Here is an 18,559-nt window from a genome sequence, read left to right as displayed (position 1 = left end):
CATTATCTTTCTATTAATGGTGAATATTTGTCATTTCACAGGAATATAAATACAAAGATGCATTTTTAGAGAAAGGGTTGATCATGTGATACACGGACTAAATACTGAAATCAACCGGATCATAAATCAATTCTTTAAAGATCAAGCACACGACGGATCGTGGCAATATCCTTTTGAAACGGGCATCTCTACAGACTGTTATATGATTATCTTATTGCGAACATTGGAATTAAATGATGAGGAATTGATTAAAGGGCTGGTAGAGCGTATTATCAGCAAACAGGATCAAAATGGATCATGGAAACTGTTCTATGACGAAGGAGACGGAAATATTACTGCCACAGCCGAAGCCTATTATGCCCTCCTTTACTCGGGTTATCTTGATAAACATCATCCGGCGATGCAAAAGGCAAAACAGTTTATTCTGTTTAAGGGCGGGTTAACGAAAATACACATGTTTGCGAAAATCATGTTAGCGTTGACCGGGCAATACACTTGGCCGCATTTTCCCATTTCGGTTGAAGTGATGCTTCTGCCGAGTTCATTTCCAATCAATCTCTTTGATTTCGCTCCGCACGGCAGAGCAAATATTGTCCCTGTTCTCATTCTTGCTGATTCTGAATTTAGCATAAGAACAAAACAATCTCCTAATCTATCAGACCTTTTCTTAAAAAGAGAAAATCGCTTTTTAAAGGATCGCTTTTTTACAGAAGATCGGGAAGATGTCCGTTCAATTTTGACCATGATCAATAAAGGCATTCAAACACTTAAAGGCCTTCCTGAAAAACTTCATTCAGCTGCTTTGGACCGTGCAGAGCAGTATATGATTGAAAGGATCGAACCGGATGGCACCTTTTTAAGTTATTTCAGTGCAACCTTTCTGATGATATTTGCTTTATTATCGAGAGGGTATTCGAAAAATGATCCGCTTATCACTCATGCTATCCAAGGATTAAAATCGATGATTTGCCGTATTGATGGCCATATTCACTGCCAGTATACAACGGAATCTGTTTGGAACACGACGTTAATCAGTGATGCATTGCAAGAGGCCGGCGTGCCTCATTCATCCGATGTTATTCGAAAGGCTAACCAATACCTGCTCTCCCGCCAACATACTAAATATGGGGATTGGGCCCTTCATAATCCGAATGTATTACCGGGCGGATGGGGGTTTTCTAACATTAACACACTCAATCCGGATGTTGACGATACAACGGCTGCTCTAAGGGCGATTCGAACTTTTGCAATCGAGGAAAGTACTTATCGTAAGGCCTGGGACCGGGGAACTGATTGGATAATTTCTATGCAAAATAGTGACGGCGGATGGGCAGCCTTTGAAAAAAATGTCAATAAAAGCATATTGAACTTATTGCCTATTGAAGGCGGCATAGACATCATCAATGATCCGTCAACAGTCGATTTAACCGGCAGGACATTGGAATTTTTCGGTAACTATACACATTTAAAAAATAATCATCCATTGATCAGACGCGGGGTCAATTGGCTCTTACATAATCAGAGAAAAGACGGCTCTTGGGTTGGACGGTGGGGGGTCTATATTTACGGAACATGGACAGCAATTACAGGCATGCTGGCTGTCGGTATTTCCCAAAAGCATCCTACCATTCGAAAAGGTTTAAAGTGGCTGCATGACATCCAAAATATAGACGGCGGATGGGGAGAATCCTGCAGAAGTGATATCGTAAATCAATATGTTCCGTTAAAGACAAGTACCCGAACACACACCGCTTGGGCGCTTGATACTTTGATTAAAGCAGCAAACGAACCAACACCTGCAATTAATCGCGGGGTAAAGTTTCTGGTCAATCATAAAGAAAAGGATTGGACGGCAACTTATCCGAAAGGAAGGGGTATGGCCGGAGCATTTTATATTAATTACCATAGTTATGAACACGTCTGGCCCCTTTTGGCTTTAGCCCATTATAGAAACAAGTTTCAATCCTTATAAACTCGCCCTTTGCCGGCGAGTTTTATATGCTTTAGACATTGATTTAAACTCCTGTTTGGTAGATTTTTTGAAAGGTAAAGCTTTGCTAGTTTAATCATGATATAATCGAATAAATGTTTGATGAATTTTCAGACTTTATACCGGCAAAATTTCAAAGACAGGAGGTCATCAAAATGGATGTATTTAAAGCGATAAAAAACAGGCGGGAAATAACAAATTTTCAGGACAAACCTATTCCTGAAGAACATTTAGAGCAACTGCTGAATGCCGGATATCTTGCTCCATCCGGAAATAACTTGCCGTCAAGAGAATTTATATTAGTTCGCGAAAATGAAACATTAGAACATCTGTCGCATGCGACACCTTATGTTCCTTGGCTTGGCAAGGCTGAGGCAGCTATTGTTGTAACAGGATGCCACGAAGTCAGTAAATATTGGCTGCAAGATGCTTCTATAGCGTGCGGATTCATTTGGTTATTAGCAACCCACCTTGAACTTGGCACTGCCTTTGGCGCTATTTATCATGCTGATGATGCAGAGGAGTCGGAGCGGCGGGAGAGTTATGTTCGTGAAAAGCTAAATATTCCTGAGGATCGGCGCATTGTTGCTATTCTCGGATTAGGCTATCCACAGGAGACCCCCAAGCCTAAGCAGGTGCCGCCAAAAGAATCTATTATTTTTTATGATCAATTCAAGAAAATATAACATTCCGTTTAATTTTTCCTGTACTTACTAAGTCTTTATGTATTTAAGAGGAGGATTTAAAATGATGGAACGTATAAACGCTGCAAAGGCAGCCCCTGAAGCTTATAAAATCATGCACCAATTTGAAAAATATGCAAAAACAACCGGGTTTGACCAGAGTTTGATTGAGTTAATTAAGATTCGTGCATCACAAATTAACGGCTGCGCCTTTTGTTTGGATATGCATACAAAAGATGCTCGTGCCAATGGCGAAACGGAACAAAGAATATATTGCCTAAATGCTTGGCGAGAGTCTCCGTTTTATAGTGACGCTGAACGCGCAGCTCTAGAATTGACTGAGGCCGTTACCTTAGTGGCAGACAAACGAGTTCCAGATGAGTTATATCACCGGGTCCGGCAGCATTTTGATGAAAAACAATATGTTGACTTAATTATCATAATCAACACTATTAATAGCTGGAACCGATTGTCCATATCCATGAACAGTGTACCAGGGGATTATCAGCCTGGCCAAAAATAATGTAAAAGGTTATACGCGGCCATTTAATGATTACGATTGCCCAAATGATTTAAAACTCTTTATAGATTTTGTCGTAAAAACATAAATGGATTAAAAAGGTACCCTATTTAGAGTACCTTTTTTTAGAATATCGCTGAAACAAATGACTTTTACTAGAATCAGCCCCATCCGGAGAGTTTTCTTACTTTAAATTAACAAGCATAATCTCCGGATTTTCAAGCTGTTCGATAATTCGATTCGTAAAGGCAACGGCTTTGCCTCCGTCAGCCACCCGGTGGTCAAAAGTCATCGAAAGATTCATCATTGAGCGAATGACGATCTCATCTTGATCATTAACAACCGGCATTTTTTTCGTTTTATGAAAAGCCATTAAGCCCACTTCCGGATAGTTAATGATCGGTGTCGCACCCGTACTTCCGAGCGGTCCGACATTACTTATAGTGAATGTACTTCCAGTTATATCATCGTGTCTCAGCTTGTTATCTCTTGCTTTTTGAATAAGTTCTTTCATTTCTCTATGAATAGCCAGTATTGATTTATCATCAACATGTTTAATAACCGGTACTATAAGTCCTTCTTCTGTATCTGTTGCGAGACCAATATGAACGGCCTTTTCCATGCGAATGATTTGCTTTTCTTCATCAAGCTTGGCATTAAAGATTGGAAAGTCTCCTAATGCTATGGCAATCGCTTTTATAAAAAAAGCGGCAAGGGAAACATTGTAGCCTTTTTGCTGTTTTTCATCTAATTTTTTCAACGTTGCTTTTAATTCCAATAGATTAGTAATGTCGGCCTCATCAAAATGTGTCACGTGCGGGATTGTAAATAGCGATTGGGTCATTTTAGCAGCTATTGCCTTGCGGCGTCCGGTAAATGGTATATCTTCATAACCGGAAGCAAGTACCGGCACTTCCTGGTCTGTTCTATCCAATGCTGATTCTTGATTAGTCTTACTATTTGCGAAGCGCTCAACATCTTCATCAGTAATCCGGCCAATTCTACCTGTTCCTTTAATGTCTTCAAGATTAACATTAAGCATTCTGGCTAATTTTCTTGTATGGGGCGCAGCTAAAATACGTTTTGGTCCCTTTGAATCAAAACGCTCCATACTGAAATTTACTTTCTTTTCCGTTGCTTTCCACGATTGATCATTGGATAGTTCTTTTTCAGTTTTTTGGCTTTGGCTATTTTCTTCCTGGCCATTATCAATGATCACCATCGTTGAACCTACTTCGATGACGTCACCGCGGTTAACCAGTATATCTTTAACTGTTCCTTCCGCAGGGGAAGGAAGTTCTGCTGTTACTTTATCTGTTTGCACCTCAACGAGAGGCTGATCGACCTTAACTTGATCACCAACTTTAACAAATAAATGAATGACTTCCCCCTCTGTCATACCTTCGCCGATATCATGTAATTTCACATCAACCATAGCGGGCCTCCTCTCTAATAACGGAACACTCGTTCAATTTTATGTTTCATTTCTTGAACATTTGGCAGATAATCATCTTCAAGAGATGACATTGGTACCGGGACATCATAGCCTGTCACTCTTTCAATCGGTGCTCTCAGTGATAAAAAGGCTGTTTCCGTATCATTAATGAGAGATATAATATCTCCGCTGACCCCGCCGGTTTGATGAGCTTCATGAACAATCACGACGCGTCCTGTCTTTTCTACAGAAGCCTTAATTAATGTTTTATCCAGCGGATAGAGCGTTCTTAGATCAATGACCTCACAATGAATATCTTTCTCTTTTTCTATCTCCTCTGCCGCTTTTAGTGCGGGCGGAACCATCGCACCCCAAGTGAATATCGTTACATCTTCTCCCTCTTTTAAGACATTTCCTTTTCCAAGCGGAACAGTGTATTTACCTTCCGGAACGTCTTTACGTCCCGCACGGTATATCTTCATTGGTTCAAGAAATAGAACGGGATCTGGATCCTCGATACTCGATATCAACAATCCTTTGGCATCATGGGGATTGGACGGAACAACGACTTTAATTCCGGGCATATGTGTAAATAAAGCTTCCATGCTGTCAGAATGAATTTCCGGCGCCCGAACACCAGCGCCATATGGCGTACGAATGACCATCGGCACTGTAAAACGGCCAAGCGTCCGGTTTCTTATCCGGGAAGCATGGGTCATAATTTGGTTGAAGCCGGGATAGATAAAACCGAAAAATTGGATTTCCGCGATTGGTCTGAAGCCGTTAATTGCCATGCCGATTGAAGTACCGATAATCCCTGATTCTGCAAGCGGTGTATCAATGACGCGATCTTCGCCAAACTTTTCATATAATCCCTCTGTTGCCCGAAACACACCGCCGTTTTTTCCAACATCTTGACCAAGAATAAGTACATCATCATTTTCTTCCAACATCACCCGGAGTGCGTCATTAATCGATTGAATCAGTGTTAATTGTTTAGCGGAAGTAACCGTCGCCATTAGACATTCCCTCCCCTTAGTTGTAAGAATTGTTCCTTCTGCTCTGCAATCGGCCATGGTGTCCGCTCAAAAACATGGTCAAATAAGTGATTGCGGTCAGCGGGAGGTGCACCTTCCATTTCTTTAACAGCCGCTTCAATTTCTTCAGATGCTTTTTGTTCTAATGTTTCCATGGATTCATCCCACATGCCGTTATTCTTCATAAATTTTTCAACGCGGGTAACTGGATCATAATTCTCCCGCCGTAATTCATTTTCTGATTGGTCGCGGTATTTAGAAGGATCATCAGATGTCGTATGCGCACCGTATCGCCATGTAACCGCTTCAATTAAAGTAGGACCGTGGCCGCGCCGGGCTTTTTCAATCGCATTCAGCGTTGTAAAGTAGACGGCAAAAATATCATTGCCGTCAATCCGGACCCCTTCAATGTCATAAGCCAATGCCTTCTGGGCGATGGTTTTGCTGTGCATTTGCCGTGATATCGGCACACTAATGGCAAATCCGTTATTTTGATTAAAAAAGATAACAGGCGCTTGGAAAACGCTCGCAAAATTCAGCCCTTCATGAAAATCGCCTTCTGATGTCGCCCCATCGCCAAAATAGACAATTGAAACCCTGTCTGTACCTTTTTTCTTTTCCGCCCATGCCGCTCCTGTCGCATGAAGAAGCTGGGAAGCAATAGGTACGGCAGGAGGAAAGATCTTTTTGCCTTCCGGGGGAAGGACGCCTTCATATCTGCCCTGCCAGTACAAAAGGATATTGCGCATCGAAGCGCCAAACGTTAAAGTGGCGCCGTGATCCCTATAGGTTGGAAACATCCAGTCATCCTCAGATAAAGCAAGAGCGCTTCCAACTTGGGATGCTTCTTGACCTTCAAACGGCACATAAGTACCAATACGTCCTTGACGTTGAAGATTCACACACTTTTTATCAAACATTCTGGCAAACAGCATTTTTTGATAAACTTGATGGACAAAATCTTTTGTTAGCCGGTCTTTATATGTTTCATCAACAAGCTGGCCTTTTCCATCAACAATTTGCTTTATAGGAAATGTCAAATCCATAAAATTCTCCTTTCTTATAAACAAATTCACTGTTTTTATGACTTTTAAGTAAACGCTTACATTTAGTGAAATATTATGCTAATTTAGACGCTATATCAGCTTTATCTAAAATAAATTGGGTAACTTCACCCTTACCTATTAATCTTTTCGTATTATATACCTCTACACTTGTGATGACGGCATTCCCTTTTAACTCCGTCAACGTCGCAGTTGCCGAAATCTTATCGCCTTCGGTTGTCGGCGCTATATGTTTTACAGAAACTGCTCCTCCAATACCTTCTTCATGCTCCTCAAGAAAGGGTAAAATAATTTGTCTTGCTGCCCACTCCATATAATAAACCATAGAAACGGTTGAAAGTGCCGGGTGAACAACTTGCCCTTCAAATTGTGCAAACATATCGGGTGTTACAACAGCTTTGACTGTTGCGGTCTGGCCTATTTTCATTCCGGGTTTCATTAAATTCCCCCTTTTCAAAGAATGACTATATTTAGAATCTAAAAAATATAACGTTTATTTAACGATATCATACCATTTCGTTAAATAAACGTCAAATTAATTTGAAAAATACTTATATCATAAGGGTTATCCTTCTTTATTAAATAAATTACGATATTACAAAATTACCACTGGCGTTTAATTAATGTAACGCTTTTAAGCGGCAAAGCAGCAGTTTTCAGAAGAAAATGAGAAAGTAAAGGAATCCTAGTTCACCTCTTTTTGCTTCAATCGGGGATGTCCCCGTATTATTACGAGATCATCAAACTCAAGTTCCAACTTCAAAACAGGTAAAACGTGAGATCGACGAGAATAATAAAGATGCAATTATAGAATCTTTAAAACGTAAAATTAAGAAGTTAGATCTAGAAAATAAAGCACTACGTGAGCAGTTAAAATTCGCTTATGCAGAAGTTTATAAAAAAATCTAAGGGAACACCGTTACCTGCTTGCTCAACAATCGGGCCAGATTGTGGAGTAAGGAAGGTAATTAGATGGTTCATCTTGAAATTGTAAGTTATACCAGAACAACACGCCGCAAATGAATTTTGACCAAAGGGATTATCTATTAAAGCGATTAAATTGGAGGGAATAGAAAATGGATGTAAAGACACTTTTGTTACAACAATGGGCAAGCTGCTTAGATGAAGAAGACTGGTTTCCACCACTTGAAAAAGTGCTAGAGGATATTACTTTTGAACAGGCAATTTGGAAACCAGCTGATGGGGCAATGAATTCCATTTGGGAATTAGTTTGTCATTTACTTTTCTATGAAAAGAGATTTCTGATGCGATTTCTTGGTGAAACAGCGAATGAACCACAAGCAGAAAATAATGAATCTACATTTCGATTACCAACTAAGACGTTAGAAAATTGGAAGGAAACAAAACAAGAATACTTTTATGTTCATCGTGAACTTGGAAAAATACTAGCAAAATCAGAACATGAAGATTTGTATAGACAGATCCCAGGAGAAGATAATTCATTAGTGCTTGAACTGAAGAGTTTAGCATTGCACGACGCATATCATATTGGGCAAATTGTATTCCTAAGTAAAATGCAAGGAGCTTGGCCAGAGAAACGCAGCTTTTAAAAAGCTGCATTAGCTTTACATTATTCTATTATAGGGCGCGATTCTTGAGCAAGAAGTAAATGGGCGATACATATTATACATAACTAATATGTATTGCCCTTTATTTTTTATGACTTTCTACAATTTAGGTCTTGATAACATACGCTAGCCAATTTTGACATGAAGAAAGCCGATTTTTCCTACGCTAAGGAATCATCGGCTTGTTATTAACTTGTTTTTTCCTATTTATTCTCAAGGATTTTCTTTGACGAAAAACTGCATTAAGATTCTCATAACATCCCGACTCCTAGACACGTAGAAAACGAAGAGCCTCAACTCTTCCAGTTTTGGATTTCAATAATGTTACCTTCAGGGTCTTTTGCATAAACAACCGTCAATAAACCAAGTGATTCATACTGTTGGTTTACTAACTCTCCGTATTTCTCTCCGCCATATTTTATCAACTTCTTCAATACCTTTTCAACATCATCCACATGAAAAGCAATATGTCCATATCCCTGCTGATTTACATAAGAAGAATTAACCCTAAGATTCTCTGGATCATATTGAAAAATCTCTAAAGTTGGCCCCTCGTCATATCCCGGCAAGCCGAGGTGAATACCTTTAATTCTAACCTTATCAATATTCGTCACTTTTTCTATCCATCCACCCGAAAGATTTCTCTCAGGATATAAAGGTTTACAGTTAAAAACCTCTATATAAAAATTAGCCAGCTTTTCCCAATTATTAGCGATAATATTTGTGTGAACATATTTTATTGCCATCTTGATAGCCTCCTAAAGAATATTTCTGGTTACAAGTTTAAGTGAAATGGTTAATGTAGACACTCCAGTCCCTCTTCCATCCTAACTGAACTCAGTAAATGATCTTAGTTATTCCGCAAAAATGGCCCGATTGTTGAACAAAATCATAACCGTTCTTATCGGAGTTTCTTTTTTGGTCATTTCACCAATATTTTTGTTAAAAATGAGCTGAACACCTAAGAATTTTTCATCATATAATACCTATTATCATTGTAAATACAGGTTATTTTTAATTAAGGAGTGGGAAATATTGCCTTCAATTGCTAAAGCTTTTAAATGCAATTATGTAAGTGGATCAGTTAATTTTGGAGACACCCTCAATTTGGCACCTAAGCAGGAAATAAAATTTTTTAACGGCTCAGGAGGTAACCGAACTGGAGATTTCCATATTGAAAATAGTATATATTCACAAACAAACACGTTTGACTCAGATGTTAATGATGAAAATAATACAATGAATAGATAAACCCTTTTTTGAATGTTATTTACCGAGCTAACAATCTACTAGGTTAGGTCGGTTTTTTAGTGGTTTAAATAATCGTTATTATTGGAAGCAAAATCCCTTCAATTGATAAACATGAAGGGATTAAGAGGAAAATAATATCTTTCGGTTTAATACTGTTATTCTGAAACTTTTTCTTCAGTTTTTATTTTTTATTTTGTAATAATTATTATAGGAACTTTTTCTACGTTAAGGAAGTACAAACAGGCTTTTATGCAGACTTTTAATCTCTTACACGGTCATGCAAAATTTCTTCTCAGATTAGTACCAGCCAGTCGTTCCTGAGGCTATATCCCAATTGATATACCCTTTAGCCTTAGCTATATACCCAGCACCATTATACACTTGAGCGGTATAACAGGATGTTTGGCCTTTCATTATCGCCCCATTACCACCACGATCACCACAACTATATGTCGTTCTGTAAGTACCGCTGCTTGTGTAACTATACACTCTTGCATTCGCATAGTAAGCACCTTTATCATACGGAGCGGCATGATAAAGCGTTATTTTGCCCCAAGATGTTCGACACTTCGCACTCCATTTCAGCTCTACTTTTCCATAAACATTATCGTGACTGTCAGTAATATAACTATAGGATTTGGTGACAGCATCATTAGCACAACCTGTTGAAACAGGGTTTGAACCATCATAAGATAGTGCGGATGCTTTATCTGTTGGTTGAACTGCAAAAAACATGGCAAAAGCGATGAATAAGGATACCCCTATAGTTAAAACCTTTTTCATTTAAATTCCTCCCTTTGATAAAAATTGGTTTAATTTTACGAGGAAATTTATTACAACGCAAGGGTAATAAGACGTAATTATCATAAAATTCTTCGTTGGTTTAAATACTCAAAAAATTTCAACTTTAAGGTCCTTTGGGACTTTTTATTTAATGACTATGCTCTATGCCGGTGTTAGGTTTCGTGATATGAAGTTGGTGAGACCGCTTGTGCCAAAATGGCTTGGTTTGCTTAGCGTATGTTTACGCGCTTTCCTGACGGTACCCCTTTAAGTAAGTTAAAAGAGGATCGGTTTTTATTCTTGAATAAATTAATGATGTACGTTTACCAATGCCTCAATAAGTATCCATAATCCTAATAATCCCAAAATAGCACCTGCAATTTTTTCAGTCCATTCCCCCATCCAAGGTTTAATTTTACGCCCAAATGTAAGACCTATAAATGTAAAGATAAATGCCTGCGATGCTATCAAGATAATGGTTAAAAATATAGGGACTCCAATAAGCCCTATAGAAAAACCTACTGCTAGTTCATCTAAACTTATACTAATAGCAGTAGTAATAAGAGTCCACCCCACAAGGTTACGGCCTAACTTTTCTTCTTCATCATCTTCATCTTCAAAGAAAATTAACCAAATAGAAACAAAAATAAGGATAATACCACTGATGATTGAAGTCCATATTCCAATAATTATTCCTGCTGTTTGCCCAATCAATAATCCAATAAGAGGCATAATAGCTTCTGCACAGGCAAATACAATAGCAATTTTAATTCGACCTTTTGTTTTTAGAACACCTAAAGATATTGAAACAAAAAATGTGTCAAGACCTAGGGATAGAACAAGTATAATGATTTTAAATATTGTAAACAATAGGGTTTCTCCTTGTTATCTTATTTATAATTTTGAAATTAAATTTTTAAAGAGTATTTAAAATTATACTCCTTCAAAAATTTTATATCCTTATTCCCAGGTATCTTTTTCTTGGTGAAGGTTGTTATAGGTATTATTTTTAATAGTACAGCCCTTGTTTCAGATGGAGTCCATAATGGTGGAGATTTTATTGCTTCTATCGCTACATTAACTTCTCTAAAATTATCAAAGCAACCTGCAGATAAAGAGCACCCCTATGGCCACGGTAAAGTGGAGGATATTGCATCGGCTGTTGTGGCAGTTATTCTTGCTTTTGCCGGACTCTTTTTAATCTATGAATCACCCCTGATAAAAAGGAGATCGACTAATAATTTAAACAAAAAAAGAGCCTATATCTTTAGGCTCTTAGTTATACCTCATAAAGTTAGGAGTCGTTGCCTTCTAAAACTCTGAAGGCTTCCCTAATTTTCCTTGCAAAAGTGAGAGGATTTTCAACTGATTCAAAATGCATGTACATTGCACGAGGCTCTTCAAATAACCAGTGGTTATGAAGTGCAGTAACGATAATATCTCTTTTTCTCAATTCAGTCAATAATGGGTTAACTTCCTCTTGTAAAAGAACTGTTTCTCCTAAATTTAATGCCCTTCCTCGACTGTCTAAATCCTCAAAGGAAAAAAATTGAGGGATGACTAATGGAGATTCAGTTGGACGTCTGAGGATAGTAAAATGGAGATTTGTCCGAAACTTTTGCACAAGACAAACACCGTTTTCATCTAAACTTCCCGTTCCCCCAAGGATTCTAGCAAATTCCCGACATAGTCTTTTTTTCTCTTCCCAACTCATATTAACATTCCTTTCAGAAAGCTATATTTACTTATTACTAAAATATGATTTATTTTTCCAACTGAAAGGACTAAATGAATTAAGGTAATAGTGGATTTTAAGCAAGGAAGATTTCGCAACAGAATTGTTCATTATAACTTTGCCCAGTCGCTAGGCATTTAATAGCTGCTTTTTAGTCGCTTCAGCGTACCTTATTGGTTTAACAATCGCACAGCAGTTACTAAATCAAGGATAATTGCAGGGAATCAGTAATAGGTCCAAAGTTTTGTAGGGGTTCGCATAGGCCCAATATTATCAAAAGAGGCTTTTCTCACCTAATTAATCAAGAAAACAGTCTATTTGAACGCTCTTAGATAAAATTCTATATAATAAATTATCACCTGCTTTTGTTTGAATTTTCATTGTGCATGTCTTTAAAAGGCCGCCAGAAGTTGGAAATCCGCATAATCCAACTCTACTCTTCATATTGACCTCCCGCACTAAAAGAGTAAAAGGCTATTTGGAGTAATATGATTTTTTCTGCTGCCAATTAAAGCAATATAGTGGGCCAATCGCTCTACCCCTAGTTTAATTTGACTCTCGTTCACTTGTGAGATGCATAATCGAAGGAGATTTTCCTTTTTATATTCTGGTAAAAACATTCTAGATGCATCATCAACATATATATGCTGCTCGTTCAGCATAGGAACCAGCTGTTTTGCTGTCACATTCTCAGGCAAACTGATGGATAGATAGAAACCTGAAGTCGGTTTAGAAAAATAAGTATTAGCCGGCAGTAATAATTCACATGCTTCTTGAAGGATTTGCATTTTGGTACGGTATACATCTTTTATTTTTTTGAGATGGCTGTTAAACATACCACTTTTTAAAAAGATTTCCAGGGCACCTTGAGAAAGTGCTGAACTATTAAAATCCGAACTAAATTTATATCGTAAAAAATTGTTAATCATTAATGCAGGAAGAACGACGGCAGCTATCCTTAACCCTGGCAGGAAAATTTTCGAAAAGCTTTTAATATAAATCACTCTCCCAGAAGGATCAAAAGAAAATAAAGGATCTGATTTTGCGTTTGGATCAAGGTCTCCTAAAAAATCATCTTCCACTATATATACATCGTATTTTTCAGCTAACTCAACGATTTTTTTCTTTTCACTATTCGTATAACAATGTCCAAGAGGATTGTGAAACCTCGGAATAATATAGAAAAATTTTATATCATTATTTCGAAAAATGTATTCCAGACGATCAAGATCAATCCCTTCCATCGATAACTCAATTCCAAAAGTAGTCGCTTTGTGCAGATTGATAGAATCGATAAATCCGAAATATGTAGGCTGTTCAATTAAAATATTGTTTTTCCCATTTGGAAATGGCATAGAAATTAATAAATTAAGGGCTTGCTGAGAGCCAGATACAACGACTAATCTTTCAGGTTGGGTGAACACCTGTAAATTCTGCAAATATTTCACCAACTGTACTCTTAATGAGTAAGACCCTTGTTGATCAGAGTATGTAAAAAGCTCTTCTTTATATTGTTCAATTGCTTTATTTATACAATGTTGAAATTCAAGATAAGGCATAACGTTTTTATCTGGACCAGCAGACAAGAAATCAATCACGTCATTTTCATTCATCGTATTTTGAAATTCATTCACAACAAAGTAGCCACTTTTAGGGACAGAATAAATTAAATGCTCTTTTTCTAGTTCTTCGTATGCTTTAATGACTGTATTTTTGCTGCATGAAAAATGCTCAGACAGCTGACGAATAGAAGGGAGTTTACTCCCAGCAATAAGCGCCCCATCTGCCAGCCGAAGCTTAATTTCTTCCATTATCTCGATATATTTTGAGCTCATACATTTATCCTCCTTAACTGTACCGGTACAGAAAGGTAAAAAAATGGTTTATTTTTAATGTGTGTACCTATTATTATTTAAATTATATCAGAACTGTTTTTTGAGAAGCAGTAAATAGTACAGATCTGATACAAAATAAAAAGTGAGGGGCAGGATAAGTATGCAGAGAGCAAGCAGAGAGAAAATTGGATTATTGTTGGGATTAGTAGGGGTCATTTGTTTTAGCTTAACACTCCCTTCTACAAGTATTGCGGTAGAGTATTTTGGAACTGCGGTCGTCGGTTTAGGAAGAACAGTTGTTGCTGCTATTTTAGTAGCAGTAATATTTATTGTTCGAAAAGAAAAACTTCCTTCTCCTCACCAATTCAAAAGTCTATTTATTGTTGCTGTTGGTGCAGTTTTAGGATTTCCTCTCCTCACTTCTTGGGCAATGGAATCCTTGCCTGTCTCTCATGGAGCTGTGGAATTAGCCTTATTACCATTAGCAACAGCCGGATTTGCTATGTTTAAAGCGGGTGAAATCCCTTCTTTCAAATTCTGGATTTCAAGTGTAACGGGCTCTTTAGCTGTTATTATGTATGCACTTCATCTTGGATTCGGTCAATTACAATTTGCCGATTTAGCTTTACTAGCAGCAGTGCTTATACTTGGACTTAGTTACGCAGAAGGCGGAAGATTAGCGAAAGAATTAGGCAGCTGGCAAGTGATTGCTTGGGCAATTATGATCGGTGCGCCATTTTTCATTATTCCAGTTGGACTAAACCTTACAACTGAAATGATCCATGCACCTATACAAGCTTGGGTTAGTTTTATTTACCTCGCAGTGGTTAGTCAATTTCTAGCATATGTTGCCTGGTATAGCGGAATGGCTATGGGCGGAATAGCAAGAGTCAGTCAGATTCAATACTTACAACCATTTTTAATGATTCTATTTGCAACAGTATTTCTAGATGAATCCATCACATTTTTCACTCTTGTAACAGCAGTGATTGTTGTCTTTTCTGTTATATTAGGCAAAAATGCTCCCGTATCAAAAAAAGGATCTGTATCAGAGAATAAATGACCGAATATTCCAAATGTTACAGGTAAATATATTAAAACTAACGGGGGCAATAATTGAACAGAGAAACATTTTGAATTGTGTTTCTCTGTTCGGAAAACAAAAAGCATATATATTTCCTTGAATAACCTAATAGCACACCAGAAACTTTATAATCACTCTAAGTCTTTTTGTTCCCCCTAAGATTACAATTTCTTGATGTTTTTACTTAATATGAATTTAGCATCTGCCACCATTTTTGATATTAATTCTTCAACTGTCGGCAAATCTTGAATCAGCCCTGCGATTTGTCCGCTGTTTATATACCCTTTTTCCAGATTTCCCTTAACAGCACCAATGATATGATGGTCTTCATTTGTCTGTTTGAGATATTCTGTTAAACCTTTATCATGCTGTTCTAATTTTAAAAGTTCGTCCGCATAACCGCCTTTCATAATCCGGCGAATACGGTTAAATTTACGCCCGACAATTGTTGTCGCTTCATCATTAGCATCAAGTATTTTTTGTTTATAAACTTGATGGTACGGCGCCTCCTTGGTAGCGATAAATCTCGTCCCCATTTGAACGCCTTGAGCGCCAAGTGCAAGTGCGGCCGCAAGCCCCCTGCCATCCGCAATCCCGCCGGCAGCCGCAACCGGAATATCTACGGCATCAACAATTTGCGGGACCAGTGTCATTGTCGTCGTTTCCAGATTGGAATTAAGGCCGGCAGCCTCATAACCTTCACAAACAATAATATCCGCTCCTGCGGCTTCCGCCTTTTTCGCTTGATGAACGGATGCGGTAACACAAATCACTTTAATGCCATGCTCATGAAAGATCGGTATATATGGTTTTGGGTTGCCGGCAGACAAGGAAACGACAGGAATTTGATATTCTATCACTGTTTTAATAATATCTTTAACTTCAGGATGAACAGAAATCGGTATATTGACGCAACATGGCAAGTCGGTATTCGACTTCATTTGTTTCACTTTTTCCGTAAATTCTTTGACAAACAATGTACCGGCGCCAATCGTTCCTAAAGCGCCTGCATTTGAAACAGCCGCTGCTAAACAGCCGTCACTGATGTTGCCCATTCCCCCCTGAAATATTGGATATTGAATACCTAATATATTTGTTATTTGGTTGGTCATATTAAACACTTCCCGTCATGTTATACTAATAGAGGATGTTCAAAAAGTCCGGGAAAAATATCGGCTCTTTCTGTCTTCCTTTTTGAACACATATATAATATCGATCTTAAATTTCAGAAAAAGGAGTTACTTATTATGCTGATTCGTTATCAAACACATTTCCCTAATGTTGACGAAAGCGTATACATAGCTGAAGGAGCTAAAGTTATCGGTGATGTCACCATCGGCGAGGAAACCAGCATATGGTTTAATGCGGTTATCCGCGGTGATGAAGGACCGATTACAATCGGTAAGCGCTGCAGTATCCAAGACAATTCTACCCTGCATTTATACGAAGACATACCGCTGGTTATCGAGGATGACGTAACCGTCGGACATAACGTCATTCTCCATGGCTGTACGGTTCGCAAGGGTGCCTTAGTCGGTATGGGCGCCACTGTTCTTGACGGTGCGGAAATCGGCGAAGAAGCATTCGTCGCCGCTAACGCCCTCGTTCCTCCGGGAAAAAAGATTCCTCCGCGTACAATGGCCATGGGTGCACCATGCAAAATAGTCCGCGAGCTGACAGATGACGATTTAAAAGGAATGAAGGAAGGCGTTCAAATCTACGTTAATAAGGGAAAGATATTTAAAGCAAATCAAGACTAAAGCGTTAATGCCTTTTCCAATGAAAAGGCATTAACTTAATCTATTATTAATGGGTGATCAAGTACATTATAAGCTTCACTTTTTTGCGCGTTATCATTATCATCAAAAAATACTTGTTCAAAAAACTGATTCGCCGGTTTGGCCAGCGCCCGATAATAATCGCCGAACAATGAAGCAGCATACTCGCCAAGCCATTTTTCCGGAAGCAATTCCTGAGGAAGCCCCGGATCAACAAATAAAAACTTCCGGTATTCATGAACCAGCTTCGTTCTTTCAACAAAGCATTCCTTATCGCTCATAACCCCTTTTTCAATCTTGCTTTTATCTACAACATATTTCTCGCTGTAATACTTGATAAACTGATCATAACGTTTATTAATATCGTCTATATCCCAAGAGTCATAGACTAACTTATGATTCGACTGAGGACCTTTATTTTCAGCAAGAAATAAGTTAACGTACGGAGAGATATCGTATTTTTGAACAATTTCATCTACTTGCTTCTCCAGATCATTCGGTGTTATCCAGCAGCTGTTTGAAAGCATCCCAAAACCGCTCCAAACTAATTCCCTTCGCAGTTCATCACGTATGTTACGCTTTTCCTCAGGTATGGTATACATAAACATCCGCCAACGGCCGTCCCAACTCGAAGGAGTGAGTTTAAATATCCGGTTGGCTGCTTCATCCATTCTTTTAATACCGCGTTCTGTCAATGAATAAAAGCTTTTATTCTTCTCCCGGCGGTTTGTGATCCAGCCTTGCTTATTCATCCGGGAAATCGCGGCCCGAACCGATTGTTCATTATGACCAAATGGTTCAAGCAAACGAATAAGGCTGCCTATCCAAATTTCGCTGTCGTAATGCCTAATATAATCACCATATAAAGTAAAAATCATTGAGCGTGTATTTAAACTGTTTCTCATTAGCCTTCATCCTTTTAATGCGAGTTCAAAAGTGCGGCCCGGACAGTTTTGAACATCTCTTAATCGCTACTCTCCCTTAAACCTCGGTTTACGCTTTTCATTAAAAGCGGCCAATGCTTCAACCCGATCTTCTGTAGGGATTGTTATTTCGTAAGCCTTTGATTCAATTTCTAAACCGGTCTCTAAATCGACATTCATGCCGTTTTTAATAGCATATTTTGCTTGCTGAAGCGCGATAGGGCCGTTTTTCAGCATTTCCTGGGCAAAACTTTCACAGGCCGCCATTAAATTATCGCCTTCAACAACATCATTAAGAATACCATAACGTTCCGCATCTTCAGCTGAGAGTCTCTTGGCGGTCAATACCATTTCCATTGCTTTTGCCTGCCCGATCAACCTCGGCAAACGCTGCGTCCCGCCGGCGCCCGGAATAATCGCCATACTTGTTTCGGTTAAGCCCATTTTTGCAGTTTTGACTGCGATACGAAAATCACAGGCAAGCGCAAGTTCAAATCCTCCGCCCAGAGCGTATCCATTAATGGCTGCGATTGTCGGTTGCGGCAGCCCGGCAACCTGTGAAAAAACATCTCGGATTTTTTTAACATTCCGTTTAACTTCCTGGGCATTTAAATGTTTTCTTTCCTTTAAATCGGCTCCGGCGCTAAAAGCCTTTTCGCCTGCTCCAGTAAAAATAATAACTCTGGCATCCTTACTTGTATAGAGACTTTGCACAACTTCCTCTAATGATAATAATGTTTGATAATTAAAGCAATTTAATACTTCCGGGCGGTTAATCGTCACGTAAGCGATATGATCTTTTGTTACAAAGTCTACTGTTGACATGAAAAATCCCCCTTAATTTTGACAATT

The 18,559-nt window shown here is 38.5% G+C and carries 21 protein-coding genes and 1 pseudogene; 9 read left to right on the top strand and 13 right to left on the bottom strand.

Annotated features, from left to right (window positions below; translation table 11 throughout):
• Positions 1–85 precede the first annotated feature (85 nt).
• The 3 genes from shc (at position 86) to ACFQRG_RS01915 (ending at position 3,196) form a co-directional block, all read left to right on the top strand.
• Positions 86–1,972 carry a squalene--hopene cyclase gene (gene shc / locus ACFQRG_RS01925; protein WP_380963063.1) on the top strand — a complete coding sequence of 629 codons (1,887 nt, stop codon included), beginning with the start codon at positions 86–88 and terminating at the stop codon, positions 1,970–1,972.
• A gap of 173 nt (positions 1,973–2,145) precedes the next feature.
• Positions 2,146–2,676 carry a nitroreductase family protein gene (locus ACFQRG_RS01920; RefSeq protein ID WP_380963060.1) on the top strand — a complete coding sequence of 177 codons (531 nt, stop codon included), beginning with the start codon at positions 2,146–2,148 and terminating at the stop codon, positions 2,674–2,676.
• Between the two features lie 61 nt (positions 2,677–2,737).
• Entirely contained in the window at positions 2,738–3,196 is a 459-nt protein-coding gene (locus ACFQRG_RS01915; protein WP_380963058.1) for a carboxymuconolactone decarboxylase family protein, read from the top strand.
• 181 nt (positions 3,197–3,377) lie between these two features.
• Here the strand turns inward: ACFQRG_RS01915 and ACFQRG_RS01910 are convergent, their stop codons facing one another.
• From ACFQRG_RS01910 to ACFQRG_RS01895, 4 genes are all read right to left on the bottom strand, one after another.
• A complete protein-coding gene (locus tag ACFQRG_RS01910) occupies positions 3,378–4,628 on the bottom strand; it encodes a dihydrolipoamide acetyltransferase family protein (protein WP_380963056.1) in 1,251 nt (416 codons plus the stop codon).
• A 14-nt stretch (positions 4,629–4,642) separates the two neighbouring features.
• The gene (locus tag ACFQRG_RS01905) at positions 4,643–5,647 is read right to left on the bottom strand and encodes an alpha-ketoacid dehydrogenase subunit beta (protein WP_380963054.1); all 1,005 of its coding nucleotides are present in this window, start codon (positions 5,645–5,647) and stop codon (positions 4,643–4,645) included.
• Positions 5,647–6,711, bottom strand: coding sequence for a pyruvate dehydrogenase (acetyl-transferring) E1 component subunit alpha (gene pdhA / locus ACFQRG_RS01900; RefSeq protein WP_380963053.1), 1,065 nt, complete (start codon positions 6,709–6,711; stop codon positions 5,647–5,649). Before pdhA ends, ACFQRG_RS01905 begins: the two co-directional genes overlap by 1 nt.
• Before the next feature lie 73 nt (positions 6,712–6,784).
• Complete coding sequence (locus ACFQRG_RS01895; RefSeq protein ID WP_380963051.1) at positions 6,785–7,168, bottom strand: thioesterase family protein; 384 nt, start codon at positions 7,166–7,168, stop codon at positions 6,785–6,787.
• A gap of 290 nt (positions 7,169–7,458) precedes the next feature.
• Here ACFQRG_RS01895 and ACFQRG_RS01890 point away from each other — a divergent pair.
• Positions 7,459–7,638 (top strand): annotated as a pseudogene (locus ACFQRG_RS01890) (DUF6262 family protein); the annotation flags it as partial.
• Positions 7,639–7,805: 167 nt separating this feature from the next.
• Positions 7,806–8,300: a DinB family protein gene (locus ACFQRG_RS01885; RefSeq protein ID WP_380963049.1), complete on the top strand. Its 495-nt coding sequence runs from the start codon at positions 7,806–7,808 to the stop codon at positions 8,298–8,300.
• A gap of 311 nt (positions 8,301–8,611) precedes the next feature.
• On the opposite strand, the gene ACFQRG_RS01880 is transcribed toward ACFQRG_RS01885, so the two are convergent.
• Entirely contained in the window at positions 8,612–9,064 is a 453-nt protein-coding gene (locus tag ACFQRG_RS01880; RefSeq protein ID WP_380963047.1) for a VOC family protein, read from the bottom strand.
• Between the two features lie 289 nt (positions 9,065–9,353).
• On the opposite strand from ACFQRG_RS01880, the gene ACFQRG_RS01875 reads away from it, so the two are divergent.
• Positions 9,354–9,569, top strand: coding sequence for a spore germination protein (locus ACFQRG_RS01875; RefSeq protein ID WP_380963045.1), 216 nt, complete (start codon positions 9,354–9,356; stop codon positions 9,567–9,569).
• 297 nt (positions 9,570–9,866) lie between these two features.
• On the opposite strand, the gene ACFQRG_RS01870 is transcribed toward ACFQRG_RS01875, so the two are convergent.
• Together ACFQRG_RS01870 and ACFQRG_RS01865 are read right to left on the bottom strand one after the other, a co-directional pair.
• The gene (locus ACFQRG_RS01870; RefSeq protein WP_380963043.1) at positions 9,867–10,352 is read right to left on the bottom strand and encodes a DUF2690 domain-containing protein; all 486 of its coding nucleotides are present in this window, start codon (positions 10,350–10,352) and stop codon (positions 9,867–9,869) included.
• Positions 10,353–10,661: 309 nt separating this feature from the next.
• Complete coding sequence (locus ACFQRG_RS01865) at positions 10,662–11,222, bottom strand: manganese efflux pump MntP (RefSeq protein WP_380963041.1); 561 nt, start codon at positions 11,220–11,222, stop codon at positions 10,662–10,664.
• A 42-nt stretch (positions 11,223–11,264) separates the two neighbouring features.
• Here ACFQRG_RS01865 and ACFQRG_RS01860 point away from each other — a divergent pair, with 42 nt between their 5' ends.
• A complete protein-coding gene (locus ACFQRG_RS01860) occupies positions 11,265–11,675 on the top strand; it encodes a cation diffusion facilitator family transporter (protein WP_465270219.1) in 411 nt (136 codons plus the stop codon).
• On the opposite strand, the gene ACFQRG_RS01855 is transcribed toward ACFQRG_RS01860, so the two are convergent.
• The 3 genes from ACFQRG_RS01855 to ACFQRG_RS01845 all read right to left on the bottom strand — a co-directional run bounded on the left by ACFQRG_RS01855 (position 11,647) and on the right by ACFQRG_RS01845 (position 13,922).
• Positions 11,647–12,066, bottom strand: coding sequence for a DUF1259 domain-containing protein (locus tag ACFQRG_RS01855; RefSeq protein ID WP_380963037.1), 420 nt, complete (start codon positions 12,064–12,066; stop codon positions 11,647–11,649). The two genes, ACFQRG_RS01860 and ACFQRG_RS01855, sit on opposite strands and share 29 nt — an antisense overlap.
• 318 nt (positions 12,067–12,384) lie before the next feature.
• Entirely contained in the window at positions 12,385–12,531 is a 147-nt protein-coding gene (locus ACFQRG_RS01850) for a hypothetical protein (RefSeq protein WP_380963035.1), read from the bottom strand.
• Between the two features lie 14 nt (positions 12,532–12,545).
• Positions 12,546–13,922 carry an aminotransferase-like domain-containing protein gene (locus ACFQRG_RS01845; protein WP_380963033.1) on the bottom strand — a complete coding sequence of 459 codons (1,377 nt, stop codon included), beginning with the start codon at positions 13,920–13,922 and terminating at the stop codon, positions 12,546–12,548.
• Between the two features lie 160 nt (positions 13,923–14,082).
• Here ACFQRG_RS01845 and ACFQRG_RS01840 point away from each other — a divergent pair, with 160 nt between their 5' ends.
• Positions 14,083–14,985 carry a DMT family transporter gene (locus ACFQRG_RS01840; protein ID WP_380963031.1) on the top strand — a complete coding sequence of 301 codons (903 nt, stop codon included), beginning with the start codon at positions 14,083–14,085 and terminating at the stop codon, positions 14,983–14,985.
• Positions 14,986–15,167: 182 nt separating this feature from the next.
• Here ACFQRG_RS01840 and ACFQRG_RS01835 read toward each other — a convergent pair whose 3' ends face one another.
• Positions 15,168–16,118 (bottom strand): NAD(P)H-dependent flavin oxidoreductase, encoded by a 951-nt coding sequence (locus tag ACFQRG_RS01835; protein ID WP_380963029.1) that lies wholly within the window; start codon positions 16,116–16,118, stop codon positions 15,168–15,170.
• Between the two features lie 135 nt (positions 16,119–16,253).
• On the opposite strand from ACFQRG_RS01835, the gene ACFQRG_RS01830 reads away from it, so the two are divergent.
• A complete protein-coding gene (locus ACFQRG_RS01830; RefSeq protein WP_380963027.1) occupies positions 16,254–16,766 on the top strand; it encodes a gamma carbonic anhydrase family protein in 513 nt (170 codons plus the stop codon).
• Between the two features lie 35 nt (positions 16,767–16,801).
• Here the strand turns inward: ACFQRG_RS01830 and paaX are convergent, their stop codons facing one another.
• Positions 16,802–17,689 carry a phenylacetic acid degradation operon negative regulatory protein PaaX gene (paaX, locus tag ACFQRG_RS01825; protein ID WP_380963025.1) on the bottom strand — a complete coding sequence of 296 codons (888 nt, stop codon included), beginning with the start codon at positions 17,687–17,689 and terminating at the stop codon, positions 16,802–16,804.
• Positions 17,690–17,755: 66 nt separating this feature from the next.
• Positions 17,756–18,532 (bottom strand): enoyl-CoA hydratase-related protein, encoded by a 777-nt coding sequence (locus ACFQRG_RS01820; protein ID WP_380963023.1) that lies wholly within the window; start codon positions 18,530–18,532, stop codon positions 17,756–17,758.
• Positions 18,533–18,559: the final 27 nt, after the last annotated feature.

It is taken from the genome of Scopulibacillus cellulosilyticus (assembly GCF_042665295.1).
Lineage (GTDB): Bacteria > Bacillota > Bacilli > Bacillales > Sporolactobacillaceae > Scopulibacillus_A > Scopulibacillus_A cellulosilyticus.
The sequence above is the reverse complement of the archived record's forward strand: the minus strand, read 5'-3'. Positions and strand labels throughout refer to the sequence as shown.